12 protein-coding genes are annotated in these 16,263 nt (G+C 32.3%); 10 read left to right on the top strand and 2 right to left on the bottom strand.

Annotated features, from left to right (window positions below; translation table 11 throughout):
• The first annotated feature begins 567 nt into the window (after positions 1-567).
• From ACNQGX_RS12385 to ACNQGX_RS12340, 10 genes are all read left to right on the top strand, one after another.
• On the top strand, positions 568-1,062 hold the full coding sequence (locus tag ACNQGX_RS12385) for a GNAT family N-acetyltransferase (protein WP_417976670.1): 495 nt from the start codon (positions 568-570) through the stop codon (positions 1,060-1,062).
• Positions 1,063-1,340: 278 nt separating this feature from the next.
• On the top strand, positions 1,341-2,372 hold the full coding sequence (locus ACNQGX_RS12380) for a helix-turn-helix domain-containing protein (RefSeq protein WP_417976668.1): 1,032 nt from the start codon (positions 1,341-1,343) through the stop codon (positions 2,370-2,372).
• Between the two features lie 94 nt (positions 2,373-2,466).
• Positions 2,467-4,914 (top strand): serine hydrolase, encoded by a 2,448-nt coding sequence (locus tag ACNQGX_RS12375; RefSeq protein ID WP_417976666.1) that lies wholly within the window; start codon positions 2,467-2,469, stop codon positions 4,912-4,914.
• Between the two features lie 403 nt (positions 4,915-5,317).
• Positions 5,318-5,632: a transcriptional regulator gene (locus ACNQGX_RS12370; RefSeq protein WP_417976664.1), complete on the top strand. Its 315-nt coding sequence runs from the start codon at positions 5,318-5,320 to the stop codon at positions 5,630-5,632.
• Positions 5,633-6,019: 387 nt separating this feature from the next.
• Positions 6,020-7,324 (top strand): M20/M25/M40 family metallo-hydrolase, encoded by a 1,305-nt coding sequence (locus tag ACNQGX_RS12365; RefSeq protein ID WP_417976662.1) that lies wholly within the window; start codon positions 6,020-6,022, stop codon positions 7,322-7,324.
• A 527-nt stretch (positions 7,325-7,851) separates the two neighbouring features.
• Positions 7,852-8,598: an ankyrin repeat domain-containing protein gene (locus tag ACNQGX_RS12360; protein ID WP_417976660.1), complete on the top strand. Its 747-nt coding sequence runs from the start codon at positions 7,852-7,854 to the stop codon at positions 8,596-8,598.
• Positions 8,599-8,752: 154 nt separating this feature from the next.
• Entirely contained in the window at positions 8,753-9,592 is an 840-nt protein-coding gene (locus ACNQGX_RS12355; RefSeq protein WP_417976658.1) for a helix-turn-helix domain-containing protein, read from the top strand.
• 92 nt (positions 9,593-9,684) lie between these two features.
• Positions 9,685-10,242 carry a YbhB/YbcL family Raf kinase inhibitor-like protein gene (locus ACNQGX_RS12350; protein ID WP_417976656.1) on the top strand — a complete coding sequence of 186 codons (558 nt, stop codon included), beginning with the start codon at positions 9,685-9,687 and terminating at the stop codon, positions 10,240-10,242.
• A 1,461-nt stretch (positions 10,243-11,703) separates the two neighbouring features.
• Positions 11,704-12,231, top strand: coding sequence for a transposase (locus ACNQGX_RS12345; protein ID WP_417976654.1), 528 nt, complete (start codon positions 11,704-11,706; stop codon positions 12,229-12,231).
• Between the two features lie 94 nt (positions 12,232-12,325).
• Positions 12,326-13,063, top strand: coding sequence for a hypothetical protein (locus tag ACNQGX_RS12340; RefSeq protein ID WP_417976652.1), 738 nt, complete (start codon positions 12,326-12,328; stop codon positions 13,061-13,063).
• A 291-nt stretch (positions 13,064-13,354) separates the two neighbouring features.
• Here the strand turns inward: ACNQGX_RS12340 and ACNQGX_RS12335 are convergent, their stop codons facing one another.
• Both ACNQGX_RS12335 and ACNQGX_RS12330 read right to left on the bottom strand, forming a co-directional pair.
• Positions 13,355-14,260 carry a phospholipase D-like domain-containing protein gene (locus tag ACNQGX_RS12335; RefSeq protein ID WP_417976650.1) on the bottom strand — a complete coding sequence of 302 codons (906 nt, stop codon included), beginning with the start codon at positions 14,258-14,260 and terminating at the stop codon, positions 13,355-13,357.
• A gap of 203 nt (positions 14,261-14,463) precedes the next feature.
• Positions 14,464-16,062 carry a hypothetical protein gene (locus ACNQGX_RS12330; RefSeq protein WP_417976648.1) on the bottom strand — a complete coding sequence of 533 codons (1,599 nt, stop codon included), beginning with the start codon at positions 16,060-16,062 and terminating at the stop codon, positions 14,464-14,466.
• Positions 16,063-16,263 lie beyond the last annotated feature (201 nt).

The raw sequence follows: 16,263 nt of genomic DNA, 5'->3' as shown, positions 1-16,263 counted from the left end.
AAAAAGGAGTTGAAATTTATTTGCAAAAACAAAAAGAACAACAAATTAAATTTCTTACAAAAAAAGCTATTGAATTAAACATGCAACTGGTTGAAATATAAAAACGTCAATGGTAGTGATTTTAAATAGTAATGCGATAGCTTTAAATTAAGTTGTTTCAACCGTCACTTCGAGTGATTTTTAGCATTAATGCGATAGCTTTAATGCTAAAAATTGTATCGAGAAGCCCGTGCGAGCATCTTGCTCGTACCCACAAACAAAATAAAATACAAGAAACTACAACCCTAAAAGTTGTAGTTTTTTTTGGTAAAAACAGCATTTACAGTTTCCCATAAAATCCCTGAATTAAAAGAAGTTACTTTTGAAAAAAGATATAAAACCAGAATATTTTCAATCAGTTTTTTCGGTATTAATTTATATATTTGAAAATAAATAAATACTGACGTTTATCAGACAAAGCGTCCCATTTTAGGGGTGACAAGTCGAATATTGTCAGAGCTATGTGCAAGTTAGCAGATATTTTTTGTGAGACACTTCAAGATAGACAACAGAATAAACAAATTTAATATGGAATTTAGACAATACAGCCTTGACTATGCAGACACATTTGCACAAATGCGTAACAACCCTAATGTTTTAGATAATGGTTATGACAAAACACCTAATCCATTTACAAAACAAGATGCAATAGATTTTATAAACATTCAACTTGATAAAAATCCTTCTCAAAGATTTTTTATATTCTATGACAATGAATTGGCAGGAGAAATAGGAATTACTATTCAGGATGATGTGCATAGACTTTGTGCCGAAATAGGTTATTTCATAGCAGAGCCATTTTGGGGCAAAGGCTTGGCAACACAAGCTATTGCAAAAATGACTGAATATACTTTTGCAACTTTTGACATTATAAGAATTGTAGCTGGTGTTTTTGACTTTAATAACGCATCAATGAAAGCATTAGAAAAAAACGGATATTATTTAGAAAGCATAAGAAAGAAAGCTGTTATCAAAAAAGGGCAAATTATTGATGACTACATTTGGGTAAAATTAAACGACTGACAACAAAAACAACGAACCGCTAACAGGCGTCAGACTGTCTAAAAACCTAAAACAACCCTCTGAGAATTGCATATTTTAGATTTTTCAAAGATGGGAGTCCGAATATGAAATATTAAAATGGAGGTTATTAGACACACTGACGTTAGCGGATATTTTTTGTGAAACACTTCAAAATTGATTGAATGAAAAAAGACAATACTTGTTCTTTGGACAATTGGTTTTCAAAGTGTTTTTACTCTGATAATTAATGCGTAAACAACTATTAATTTAACTAAATAATGACAGAATCAAATCAGTTACTTTTCTTCTTTAGCGCCTTAGGAGCTTTTAATGGCTTTTTACTTTCATTATATTTTGCCATAAATACTAAAAAGAAAATTTTCACAAACTATTTTTTATCCTTACTACTGCTGGTTTTAAGTATCAGAATTATTAAATCCGTATTTTTCTATTTTAATCCGCACTTATCCAATATTTTTATTCAGGTTGGGCTTTCGGCTTGCGTTCTGATTGGTCCGTTTCTTTTTTTATATCTGAAATCATATAGAAAAGATGAAAAACCAAATTGGACAAAACATGTAATGCCTTATTTGGCAGTAATAACAATTTTAGGAATTTTTTATCCATATGTTGAACATCGTGAAGTTTGGAGTAGATGGATTGTAAAAGCAATATATTACCAATGGTTGCTTTACATTATTTTTTCCTTAAAATACCTCCAGCCGATTATTCAAAAATTCAAAGAAAAAGAAAGTTTAAAAAAAATAGATGTATGGCTCCTTAGCATCTATCTAGGGGTTACATCTATATGGTTAGCATATACTACCGCAGCTTACACTTCTTATATAGTTGGAGCTTTATCATTTACATTTATTTTGTACTTAATTGTCTTGCTTTTAATTTTTAGAAATAGTAATGAATCCACTTTTTTTCAAGAAAAAGAGAAATACAAAAACAAAGAAATGGACGCGGAAACGCTGGATCTAATTGGCCAAAAACTATCAATAATAGTTAAAAAAGAACTGTATCTTAATCCAAATTTCAGCCTTGAAGAAGCCGCAAAAGAACTGAAAGTAGCAAAACATCTATTATCTCAGTATGTAAATGAAATCGTAGGTAAATCTTTTTCAACTCTCATTAAAGAATATAGAATTGAAAAAGCAAAAAAATTATTAGAAACCGAAAAAAACTATACAATTGAAAGTTTAGGTTATGATAGTGGTTTTTACTCAAAATCGACTTTCTTTACTGCATTTAAAAAAATAACCGGCTTAACTCCCGCAGAATATCAAAAATCACACTCAAAATGAGTTCGATTCTATAAAATCATACTCCCATTTTGCGAACTAGATCCTGAAAGACATAGTGTCTCTATACATTTGGACTCATAAAAAAAAATCATTTATGTATAGATCGACAACTAAATTTTATCTAGTAATTTTTATGGGCATTTTATTCAGCTCATGGCTTACATCTGTTTACGCGCAAAAAAAAGTCTTGTTTGTAACATCAAATCAGGATTATTATGGAAACACTAAATTAAGTGCTTCCAATCACTTTGAGGAGATTGTAGTTCCTTATGACATATTTATAAAAGCGGGATACGCTGTAGATTTCATCAGTCCCAAGGGTGGGGCAATTCCGATTGGCTATATCAATTCCTCTGATAGTATTCAGAAAAAACATCTTTATGATGCCTTTTTTATGGACAAATTGGAGCATACCTTACAGCCATCAGATATCAAAACAGACGATTATAGTGCCATTTTTTTTAATGGTGGCGGAGCAGCCATGTTTGGTGTGGCAGAAAACCAAACTATTCAAAACATTGCAAGGAAAATTTACAACAAGAATGGAGTAGTTTCCGCAATTTGTCACGGCACGGCAGGGTTAGCCTACCTGAAAGATGACGCTGGAAAATCGCTGTATGCTGGCAAAAAGATAACAGGTTTTCCCGACAAGTTTGAAAGCAAGGAAAAAGAATACTACAAAACATTTCCTTTTGCAATTGACCAGGCCATAAAAAGCAATGAAGGCAACTTTGTGTATTCTGATAAAGGTTGGGACAATTTTGTTGTTGTTGATGGCAGATTTGTAACCGGACAAGACCCTAGTTCTGGATCAAAAATGGCTCATGAGATCATAGCGCTTATTGAAGCAAACACACCCCATATACAGAAAGAAACAATTAAAAGGGTAGATAAGGTATTCTCGGAGTGGGACAATGCTCCATCTAAACCGGGCGTGGCAGCAGGGCTATTAAAGAACGGTAAAACTGTCTATTTACAAGGATTTGGAAGTGCAGATATAAATCATCAAGCACCAATAACCATAGACACCAAATTTCAAATAGGTGCTATGTCAAAGCAATTTACGGCTTTTGCAATTTTACTGCTGGAAGAACAGGGAAAACTGTCATTATCTGATGATGTTCATAAATATATTCCACAATTACCTGATTTTGGGCATAAAATAACCATTAAGCATTTGTTAAGCCAATCGAGTGGTTTGCCTGACTTTTTAGCCTTAAAAGAAATTGCAGGGTGGAGAGATAAAGATGTTTTTACGCAAAAAGATGCGTTGGATTTAATCTTTCAACAAAAGAAATTGGATTACATACCGGGTACAAAATTTTCTCAGACTTCATCAGGACTCCTTTTATTGGCTGAAGTAGTAAAGCAAATTACAGGGCAAACTCTGGCAGCCTTTTCTCAGGAACATATTTTTCAACCCTTAGGTATGACCAATACCTTGTTTTGTGATGATAGTGAAATGATGATACCCAATGTGGCTGTTCCCTATCAAGCTAGTAAAAACGGGTTAAAGAATAGTCATAGCAACAATTCCATTACTGGAACTACCAATCTTTACACTTCGGCAGCAGATCTAAGTCGTTGGTATCTCAATTTTGAGAACCCCAAAGTAGGCGGCAAAAAATTAATTGAAAAACTGACTGCTCCCGTTACTTTAAATGATGGCACCACCACTTTTAACCCTACTGCCGGAAGATTATTATACGGACAACAGCATCAACATGCAAAACGAGGCGTTCCAAAAATTTGGGCTTTTGGCTTAGAGGGCGGTTATGCAAGTAATATTTTCATATTTCCACGTCAACATGTTACTTCATTTGTACTTGGCAACAACAATCGATACAATGGTAGCCTTGCCATGGATATGGCTAATGAAGTGCTTGGGGATATATTTCCTGAACCATCAAGTATTGATTTCAGTAAGCTTAAAACCATAAAAATGACACCCCAACAATTAGGAGCATACAGTGGCTATTATTGGGACAATGAAAGAGTGGCGGCTCGTAGAATTTATGTAAAAAATGACACTTTACGTTACCAATCTTTAGGCAGCAATGACGAAAGCCTATTAGTGCCAATATCAGAAAATAGTTTCCAAATGGTGGTTGATGACTATAGTGTTATCATGGTAAAATTTCGTAAAGAAGCTGGTACTATGAAAATGATTTATACTTCTGGCGAAAGCGATGAATATGCATATGAAGCCTACAACCCTATAAACTACTCTACTGATGCTTTGAGTGAGTTTACAGGCACATTTTACAGCGATGCGTTAAAGACAACATACACATTGTCTCAAAATGAAAAAGGCTTATTTACAAATAATAAAAATCAACCCGTAATAAGTTTCACTCCTATTCAGGCGGACTTGTTCCTAAGTAGTACTCGGAATTTTGGCGGTATTCGGTTTGTTCGTGACAAACGACAAAATATTACAGGGTTTTATATAAATTCTGATAGGATTAAAAATCTATTTTTTGAAAAAATAAAGCATTTAAATATAGATGCTGATAAAACAGCAATAAATTTGCATCATTAATTCTATTCCCGATATCGGGACGTTATAAATAAATTTCTTTTCTATATAATAACAATCGCCTCTTTTGAATGCAAAAGGGGCGATTTTTTTTACCGATATGTTTACCCGATCTACCGACTGTTTTTGGACTAATTCCCTAAAATGGATAGTAAACACCAATAATACTGGTAATAAAAGACAGTACTAATGGTATTAAACACCAATAATATTGGTAATAAATACCAGTATTATTGGTATTTAACACCAGTAATAGTGATAATAAGCACCAATATAATAGGTTGTTTTAGGGAGTACTATTGGTCTTTAATACCAATAGTACTGGTAACTTGCACCAATACTGCTGGTAATTAACAGCTGTTTAATAACAAAAACGACTACCTTTATAGAATAAAATATAAGAAAGATGATAAACACCAGCAAGAAATACAAGAAAGATCTCGGGGAACATTATCCTTTGATAGGTAATTTTATTCATTACCACGTTATTCAAAATAAAATTAAGAAAGCCGATGTGGCTCGGGCATTAGGGATACTACCCACAGGATTGAATGATTATTTCAAGAGAGACTCGCTACAATTTGCTATTTTATGGAAGCTGAGCATTGTCATGAAACATAATTTTGTCGCCCAATTGAGCGAATACCTGCCCTATCGTTTTGAAACCATCCGCGAAAAAGCGCTCCCATCTGGTGCTCGTTTTCAACGAGTACCAACTTAATTGTAATACAAAACGTAGCGTTTGTAACGCGGTTCATGAACCAATTATAAGCTTTTTCCATTAAAGAGTATTTGTAGTTAGTTCTTACTTTTGAGAGGCCTATTTAAGTGTGATTGCTTCGTTCCGATAGCTATCGGAACTCGCAATGACCAGATTGTGGAAACGGTATTATGAAAAAAGTTCGTGATTTTTAGCCCTGATGGTAGCGGCATCCTCGTAACGAAGTGTAGAGATACAGCGAACAGCAGGAGGTTTCGTTCTTGAAAACTTCAATCATTCTGCTCCAAATTGTAAATAGGTCCTAAACCTTTTTAGTAGTTTTACTGTAACACTTTTTCAATACTGCACTCTTACTGTAGAATCTATTGTTATTAAAAGCTATAATTTATGAAAAAAATTATTTTAAGTGCAGTTGTGCTTTGTTCAACTTGCATATTGCAGGCGCAGTCCATCAATAAAATTATCAATACAAAAGACGTTACCGAAATAGAGAAAGTGCTTTCGGCGGATGATATGCAAGGCCGAAGAGCGTTTACTCCTGGTATCGATAAGGCTTCCTCTTATATTGAATCTGAATTTAAGAAAATAGGACTGCAAACATTTAACGGAGCGAAGGATTTCAAGCAGGAGTTTTCCATGACCGAGTCTAAAAATGTTTCCCTAAAGGTGCTGATTGATGGTAAAGTAATTGATAAAGGTGATATGGTTTCTTTTTCATACCAACCTCAAGTTGCTTTGACTGAAAAAAGTGATGTTCAGGTTGTAAAAATAAATGCTGGAGATAAATTTGGTCCGAAGTTTTACGAGTATTATCAGAGCGAAAAAAATCTTTTGGTTCTTGTAGATGCTTCTTTTAAAACCCGAATCCAAAATGTGAAACACATTCCGCAAATGACTGCTAATCCTGGAGGAAATACGGTTGTCTTTGTTTTTGGCACTACTGAAGCGACTCAATTTTCAATAGAAGGCACCAATACAATTACAAAAAAAGCATTGAATAACGTAGTAGGCGTATTGAAAGGCAAAAGCAAGCCAAATGAATATGTTGTGTTTTCGGGGCATTATGACCATTTAGGTGTGGGTTCCCCGGCAGAAGGAGTGGAGCACGATGGTACCGATTCTATTTATAATGGCGCTAATGATGATGCCGCTGGAACAACAGCCGTAATCATGCTGGCCAAGTATTTCAAGAAACTAAATAATAATGAGCGTACGATACTGTTTACCACATTTGTAGCAGAAGAAATTGGAGGTTACGGCGCACAATATTTTTCGAAACAATTAAACCCAGCGCAAGTAATGGCTATGTTTAACTTGGAAATGATTGGAACGGAATCGAAATGGGGTAAAAATTCGGCTTACATCACTGGTTTTGAAAAATCTAGTATGGGGGAAATACTTCAGAAAAATTTACAAGGATCAGCGTTTAAATTTTATCCGGATCCTTACCCGGAACAACAATTATTCTATCGTTCAGATAATGCGACTCTAGCAAAACTGGGCGTTCCTGCACATACGATTTCTACTTCTAAAATGGATAGCGAACCGAATTACCACAAAGTAAGTGATGAAATAGAAACTCTTGATATGGTTAACATGACACAAATCATTAAAGCCATTGCGATTAGTTCTTCTACTATTGTTAACGGAAAAGATACACCATCAAGAGTGGATAGTAGTACCTTGAAATAGAAAGTAGGATACTTCTTTGGACTTCTTGATAATTGAAGTTTGTTTATTTTAATGGGTAATTATTTTGCAATCTGTTTATTGTAAAATAATTACCCATTACTATTTTTTACCCCCCGGTGCGAGCATCTTGCTCGTACCCACAAACAGAATAAAACACAAGAAACTACAACCCTAAAAAAGTTGTAGTTTTTTTGGTAAAAAACAGTATTTATGGTTTCCCCTAAAATCCCTGAATCAAAAGGAGTTCCTTTTAAAAAGATATAAAACCAAACGTTTTTCATCAGTGTTTTCGGTATTAATTTATATATTTGAAGAAATAATAAATGCTACAAAATAGCGCCAATCCACCCAAATTCAGGTATAACGAAGGTTTTTTTCGCGTATATACAAGTTGGCAGAGATTGCAAAAAAATCGAAATACTAAATAAAAAATGAAACACTCTAAAACAAAAATTTTATCAATCCTATTCTTTTTAAATTTCCTTTTTGCATTTGGACAAAACGTGAACGAAAAGCTATATAAAGCTGTGAAAGAAAATAATTTAAACAATGTTGATGAATTACTAAAACAAAATGCAAATCCAAATTTTACAGAAGAAAACTCTTGGATGAAAGTAAATCTTTTAATAACTGCTGTAAATAATGATAATTATGAAATTGCAAAAAAACTAATAGAAAACAAAGCGAATGTAAATTGGAAAGATGGATTTAATACAGATGCTTTATTGTATGCCTGCTCGAAAGGTAACATTAAAATTGTAAACTTATTACTAGAAAATGGCGCAGATATAAACTCAAAGGATAACCAAGGAAATTCAGTATTATCTGCCGCAAAAGAAAGTAATAATAAAGAATTAGTTGCATTGATTGAAAATAAATTGAAATTAAAACCTGAAAAGAAGAATAGTAAACTAAATGATTTAATTGAAAAGGCTGACAAATTATGCATTGAAAACAAGAACTATAAAAAAGCAAATGAATTATATACTTCCGCAATAAATTATAATGAAAATCTTGTGGAAATTTATACAAAACGGGCAGGAACATTTTATGCTATGCAAGATTTTGAAAACGCAATAAAAGATTTTACAAAAGTACTTGAGTTAAATCCTAAAGATATTTCCACTATTTATTTTATGAGAGGTTTAAGTAAAACTTTATTAAAAAAAGAAGATAAAGAAGGTGGTTGTTCAGATATAAAAAAAGCGATTGATTTAGGTTATAATACTTCCGATTTGAATGGACTTGACGAATACTGCAACTTTAAAAAATAAAAGCAACCATCTGCCAACAGGCGTTTGGGTTGACTGGGGATTTTAGTGGAATTACCGTTTTTATTCATAATTACGTTCAGCCAAAAATACTCTGGTTACAACTCCCCCATCCATCCTAAGCACCAGAACTTTAGCTTCAACCTGACAATACACTATGAACATTCAACATCTTCCTAATGATTTAAATATTGACACCAAAAGTGAGGTGCAAATTTTTGATTATAATGTAACAAGTTCTTCTATCAAGAATAGGGTCATGCTGAATAAGAATGTTTTTAGCTTTTTGCTTGAAGGAACAAAAGAACTCATCACGCAAGACAAAGCAACAATTATTAATAATGACGCATTTTTATTAATAAAATCAGGAAATTGTTTAATGACGGAGAATCTTTCGGAAACGAATGCATATCGAAGCGTATTATTCTTTTTTAATGATGATATGCTACTGAAATTATTGCAAAAAAACAACCTTTCAAAAACGGTTCATTCAAGTGCTAAACCTTATGAGATATTCCAATATGATGACTACATTCATCATTTTGTCCAGAGTTTGATTAAAATAAAAGAATACGATAATTCACTTCAAAGCAGCTTATTGCAAGCTAAATTTGAAGAAATAGCAACCTATTTATTGCACAGAAACGGCACTGAATTTTTAAATAACATACTGCCTTACCAAGACAGTCAAAGCAGGCATTTTACAGCTGTAATTGAAAGCAATAAATTGAACAATCTGACCATTCAGGAACTTTCCTTTTTATGCAACATGAGCATTTCTACTTTCAAGAGAAATTTCGAACAACACTACCAGACAAGTCCCATAAAATGGTTTCAAGAAAAAAGATTAGAGTACGCCGCTTACTTATTAAATAGTAAAAAGAAGCGTCCCATTGATATTTATGCTGAAATTGGGTTTGAAAGTTTATCAAGTTTCACTCAGGCATTTAAAGTAAAATACAATACTACCCCAAAACAATTTCAACTGGAAAAATGAACTTCCGGAAACACTTTTAGAACTTTTTAGAGTAACCCGAAAGCTTTGTGGTAAATTATCTTTGCAATCTAAATTTTTAAAATAATTAAAAAATGAAAAAGATTAATTTAGCATTGCTTTGTTTGCTATTTACAACAACTACGATTTTTGCCCAAAAGACATTTACTTTAAGCAGTAAAGATTTGGGCGGACAAGCCACAAAAACCGAAGAATTTGGCGGCTTTGGTTGCACAGGCAAAAACCAATCGCCTCAATTATCTTGGGCAAATGCACCGGAAGGCACTAAAAGTTTTGCAATTACGATGTATGATCCTGATGCACCAACGGTCAGTGGATGGTGGCACTGGGTGGTATTTGACATTCCAAGCAATAGCAATGAATTAGTTACAAATGCAGGCAATGTAACAGTAAACCTTGCGCCAAAAGGAGCCATTCAAAGTGTTACAAATTATGGTGTTGCCGGGTATGGAGGCCCATGTCCCCCTGAAAATCACGGATTGCATCAGTACATAATAACGGTGTACGCTTTAAAAACAGACAAATTAGGTTTAGACTCCAACACAAATCCTGCAACTGTTGGATACTATCTATGGATGAATACTATTGCTAAAGCAAGTATTGTAACCTATTACCAAAGAGAAAAAAAATAAATAGATGTAAAGTAAATTCATAAAACCAATAGCCCTTCGTTGAAAAACTGAAGGGCTTTGTCGATAAATAATACCCAACATTATACGATGACTTTAAAAGGTGTTTAGAGTTGTGAATTGCTTTCCCCGATTACTATGCGAGCACAATGTCATTAAGTTAAGCTGTCTCAACCGTCACTTCGAGGCTTAATTTTTTTACAAAAAAAGCAATATAAAATGACATTCATTGTGTCACCCTGAGCGCATTCCGATAACTATCGGAAGAAGCCTCACGTAATAAAAAACGTCAATGGTAATGATTTTTAATAGTAATGCGATAGCTTTAATGTTTAAAATTGTATCGAGAAGCCTTAAATATATAAGGGTTCTCAATACTTCCTAAAAATTTTCTATCGCAAATTATTATCCAATGGCTCGGAAATACACTAAATTTTATCGTTAACGCATTACCGTCACTTCGAGGCTTAATTTTTTTACAAAAAAAGCAATATAAAATGACATTCATTGTGTCACCCTGAGCGAAGTCGAAGGGCTACGTAATAAAAAACGTCAATGATAATGATTTTTAATAGTAATGCGATAGCTTTAATGTTTAAAATTGTATCGAGAAGCCTTAAATATATAAGGGTTCTCAATACTTCCTAAAAATTTTCTATCGCAAATTATTATCCAATGGCTCGGAAATACACTAAATTTTATCGTCAACGCACTACCGTCACTTCGAGGTATAATTTTTATCCTAAAAAAGCAATATAAAATGACTTTGTCTGGTTGTATTCAATTATATATTAAATTGCTGTTATTTCCGAGGTTCAACTGTCCTTAGCTTCCACAGTCGAGTGTCAAATGTTTGAAGAATACGTAAAAAGAAAAGCTGTTTGAGCGTAGCGAGTTCTTTTCTTTTAGTATTCGAAAACTAATTTGACCGACGAGGAAGTGAAGACTTGATTTTTTTGTTTCTTTTTTGATCAAGCAAAAAAGAAAATTAGTAAGCCCTAATTATTTACTTTCAATAAAACGTCAATGGTAGTGATTTTAAACAGTAATGCGATAGCTTTACTGTTTAAAATTGTATCGAGAAGCCACCAGCTAGTGCGAGCACAATGTCATTAGTTTAAGCTGTTTCAACCGTCACTTCGAGGTTAATTTTTTTACAAAAAAAGCAATATAAAATGACATTCATTGTGTCACCCTGAGCGCAGTCGAAGGGCTACGTAATAAAAAACGTCAATGGTAGTGATTTTAAACAGTAATGCGATAGCTTTACTGTTTAAAATTGTATCGAGAAGCCACCAGCTAGTGCGAGCACAATGTCATTAAATTAAGCTGTCTCCCCCAGCTATCGCGAGCAGAAATAAACTCAAACGCTGGTGCGAGCATCTTGCTCGTACCCACAAACAAAGTAAAAGACAAGAAAACTAACCCTAAAAGTTCTAGTTTTTTCATTAAATTGCATTATCTATGAGTAGAAAATATAAATTTGGAGAAAGTACAGGAGCTTATTTTGTAAGCTTTGCCACAGTAAATTGGATTGATGTTTTTACAAGAGTTGTCTATTTTGATTGCATAATAGAATCGTTAGAGCATTGTAGAAAAAACAAAGGACTGGAACTTTATGGTTATTGCTTAATGCCCAGTCATGTATTAGGTGATCCTTCTGGTCTAATGAGAGATTTTAAAGGATTTACTTCAAGGAGAATGCTGAAAATTATTGAAGAAAATGCACAAGAAAGCAGAAAGGAATGGATGTTGCGGATGTTTGAAAGAGCTGGAATAAAAAATAGCAATGTAAAACACAGACAATTTTGGCAACAAAATAACATGCCTATTGAAATTTGGTCATTAAAAGTATTTGAGCAAAAACTAAATTACATACATAACAATCCCGTAGAAGCAGGATTTGTAATCGATCCAATAGATTGGAAATATAGCAGTGCTAGAAACTACGGTAATAATGAACATTCTATTTTGGAAATCGATATGAATTAGATTGTGTCCGAGCAAGATGCTCGCATGAGCATGGGCTTCTTTTTGTATATTTGACTTCAGTAAAAACCGAAACTATAATCAATACACAATGAATATGAAAATAGGTATTAAAATTGAGAGTTATGATATTTTTACCTACAGAAGGATTAGACGTGCCATTGGTTATCTTGGGATAAGTTTGCCGATACTTTTAGTTGGTTTATCTTTTATTATTTTTTTCAAAACTCAAGTTCAACCCTCCATAAGCCATTACTACTATACCAATCTCAGGGAAATTTTTACAGGGACATTGTGTGCAGTAGGCTTATTTCTTATCCGATACAAAGGGCATGGAAATATTTCTATTTGGAAAAACGACAACTTGCTTACCAATATAGCTGGGATAATGGCATTAGGCGTTGCATTAGTTCCAACCAATCCTAATGATTCTTCAAATAAAATTTATACCCTAATTCCGTATGCCGAAGAATTGCTTGGGTATCTTCATTATGGGTTTGCCACTATACTATTTTTAATACTTGCATTATTAGCTATTAATGTTTTTACAATAGGCCAAGAAAATGAAACCAATGCTCCTATAAGTATAGTAAATGAAAATAACATTTATAGATGCTGCGGCTATTCGATACTTGTATTTGTTATTATGGTGCCTATTTCGGTTGAATTCAAATTATTTCCTTACTCTACTTTGGTTTTTGAAGCACTATCCCTTTTTGCATTTGGTGTCGCTTGGTTAATAAAGGGACGTGCGTTAGGAGACAAAGGCAAAATTGGACAAAAACTATATCGAGAAAACAATACCATCAGCACAGAAAAAATAGTAGAAGAATAAAGGATTATATCATTTTGCTACGGGTTTATCTATAGCTTCCAAAAGCAAATGAAGAAATAGTATCTCTTCTTCGATTGTTTCGCTTACTTCGATATTAGAAACCGACTGCTGGTTCACTCCTAATAACACTAGCCAATACCTCTTGTTTTATAACTCGTAATTCCCACGCTGGGCAAAGTTAGGAGACTTTTGCCTTGCCCACGCGACGAACAGCTCGGTGAGTGGGGCTTTGACCTGTATTAACTATACTGTATGTCCCGCCCTATTTTTTATATATTCAAAAAATAATGATTAACGGTTTTTGTATAAAATTGGCTCTGCCATCGAAGTTCTACCATTTGAATTTTCTCCTGTTTTATGACAATAATTTTCTCTATAATTCCAATTTTCAAAATTTGCCCATAAATAATAAGCTTCTAACGAAAATGGACGTTTGACATCAAAAGGAATCTTTACTCCGGTCCTTATACAGAATCCAAAATATTGTTGATAGGATTGAGTGTTATTGTACTCTTTTGGCTTTTTGTATTCTATTTTGTCTTTAACTACATTATTCTGAAATTCCTCCCGTTTCGGTTTTGACTCTTTTGAGATATTTGTTTCTCCTTTAAAATCGTCATAAAGTTTTTCTGGGAATTTTCGATTTTGATACAATTCATCGGTCACATCCCATAATACTTCAGATGATACGTAGGTTTTTTTAAAACCAAATAGCTCTTTTTTGAATTGGGGTCTTTTTACATATATACAAGGACTGGTTAAAATTACATCATTTGTATAACCTACGGTTTCTTCATAAAGTTTGTCAATTGGATTTAGAGAACTTGTAAAATAAATACCATATTCAATGTTTTTGACCATGCATTTATCAAGTAGATTGAGAGAAGTTAGCAAGCCTTCTTTTTCATTTGAATAGAATTTAGCATGCAAATCTTTACAATAAATAATTGTAATGTTTTTGAATTCTTTAAAAAAATCCAGATCATTTTTATTTAAACTCTTCCCTGCTTCTCTTTCATTTTTTCCGAAAACCAAGACTACTTCCAGTTCAGGATCATGTTTATAATTTTTAAAGACTTCTTTACAATAATCATCTAAATGAATAAACGGAGATAGAATTAATAATTCTTTTTTTGCATTCCATATAATATCTGTTAATTTATCAGCAAGTGCTTCTCCAGTGTAAAATTGTGCCATTTTTAAATTTTAATGTTTAGCGTTTTTTTTTAAATTATGTGTTTCTGAAAACTTATTTATTGTAGGCACGGAAAGAATTTCCGCGCTAGCGAACCGCTGGCATATCCAGCTGATCGGGTTAACAATTTCCATCTGAATAGGGGACTTAAAATGTCATCAATTCCACTCATTAATTCTGATATTAAATCATCAATCTTAAAATACTATTTTTTTTGATAATTTAATTTACCTGCAATAATTTTTTTCTGATTTTTAGAGTTTATTTCATATTCAATTATAAAATCTGAATTGCTCTGAAAAAATATATAACTTGGAAATGACTTTATTTCATTAGTGTTAATAGAATCAATTTTGACTTGAATTATTTGATGGTCATTTTCATTGAAAATTTTATAATCAAAAATCCAACTTAATAAGTATTCAAATTCTTCGGTGTTATGGACTATTCCATACGTAAGGCCTGGAATAATAAAATAACTGTAGTTTGACAAATCATTGTTGTTTTTTACTTTGCTACTTGATATATGCTTAACTTCATTAATAAAAGCACCATTTTTTTTTACAAACTCATCTAAAATTGAATAACGATTTGGTTTAATGAATTTTTTGAAATCTATAATTTTAACAAAGTTTGGGATTTTTAAATTTATTATAATATCTTCTTTGAATGTCGAGTTTTCATTCTTAACTACAATAGGTAATAAATTATATTTTTGAATTATTTTCCAATATTTCAAAAGGTATTGAATTTTATGTAATTTTGAAAATAATTTATTATATAATTTAAACTTCTTTAATTCAGATTCGCTTCCTGAATATGAGCATCCATCATCATAACCAAAAAGAAAATTTTGGATGATAATTTTTTTACTTTCTAGTAAATCGCCTAAATTGAAAAAATCATTATCAACTTCTATTGAAATTATTTGATGAATTAAATTCTTTAAATAATCTTGCTCGTATTCAGTTATAAGTTTAGGTTTATTTTCATATTCTGAAAGAATAAAATCAAACTTGTTAACTTCATAAAATGGCTTATGCAGTTTCAGCTCATGCATGTGACTGATTAACAACTTTGTTTCATCTATCAATTTATTATAGTAGCTAAAATTATCAATATTAGAAATACTTATATCATTGATATCCTTTGAATAATCGATTTTATTATTTAGCCAAAAACTTAAATCAAGAGATCCTTCATTTAATAAATTTGGAAAGTTAATTTGACTCCACTTCAGTAAATTTTCAGTAAAATCTTTTTTGCTTAATTTACTCCCCTCGGTTGATAAAATTGAGAATTCACCAACTAATGCTTTTGCAATTAAATCTTTGTGTTCGTAATTTAGATTATATTCATTTACATTAAATAATTTATCTAAGTCTGCATTAATTGCCTTTAATAATATTGAAGTATTCAAGGGAAAAATGTCAATACTGATTCTGTTTTTAATATTTTCAAGTACTGCAAATTGCTCTGTAAATGTTTCTTTTTTGACATTGTTTGCAAAAGTTTTTGCATCGATTGTCGAATCACCAACAATGATTATTTTGTATTTAATTGCATTATTAAAATCTGAATATAACCCATTTATCCAACTTGTAATAGCAGCTCTATTCGATTGACCTATTGTAGATTTTACTTGACAAACCTCAACACTTTCATTGTAATACCAAATTATGTCAACCTTATCATTTTCTGTTTTTGGCTCTATCTGTATATAATCCCATTCATTATTTAGTGATTCTAATATAGCAATAATTGATTGCATAATATATCCTCTCATTCCCTCCTGTCCACTCATAACTTTAACGATTTTCTAATATGGCAATTTCCTTCTCATTCAACTCATTTATCATAGGATCAATTTCTTTTTTTGTGGTTTCGATTTGAGATTTTTGGATTTACTCTGTATGTTTGTTGACTTAAATGTTTTTTGAGGACTGAGGGCTGGAATAATTACATCGATACCCCTTTTATTAGATTACCAAAGTAGGGATTTTTT

It is taken from the genome of Flavobacterium glycogeni, from assembly GCF_048286775.1.
Classification (GTDB): domain Bacteria; phylum Bacteroidota; class Bacteroidia; order Flavobacteriales; family Flavobacteriaceae; genus Flavobacterium.
The sequence above is the reverse complement of the archived record's forward strand: the minus strand, read 5'-3'. Positions and strand labels throughout refer to the sequence as shown.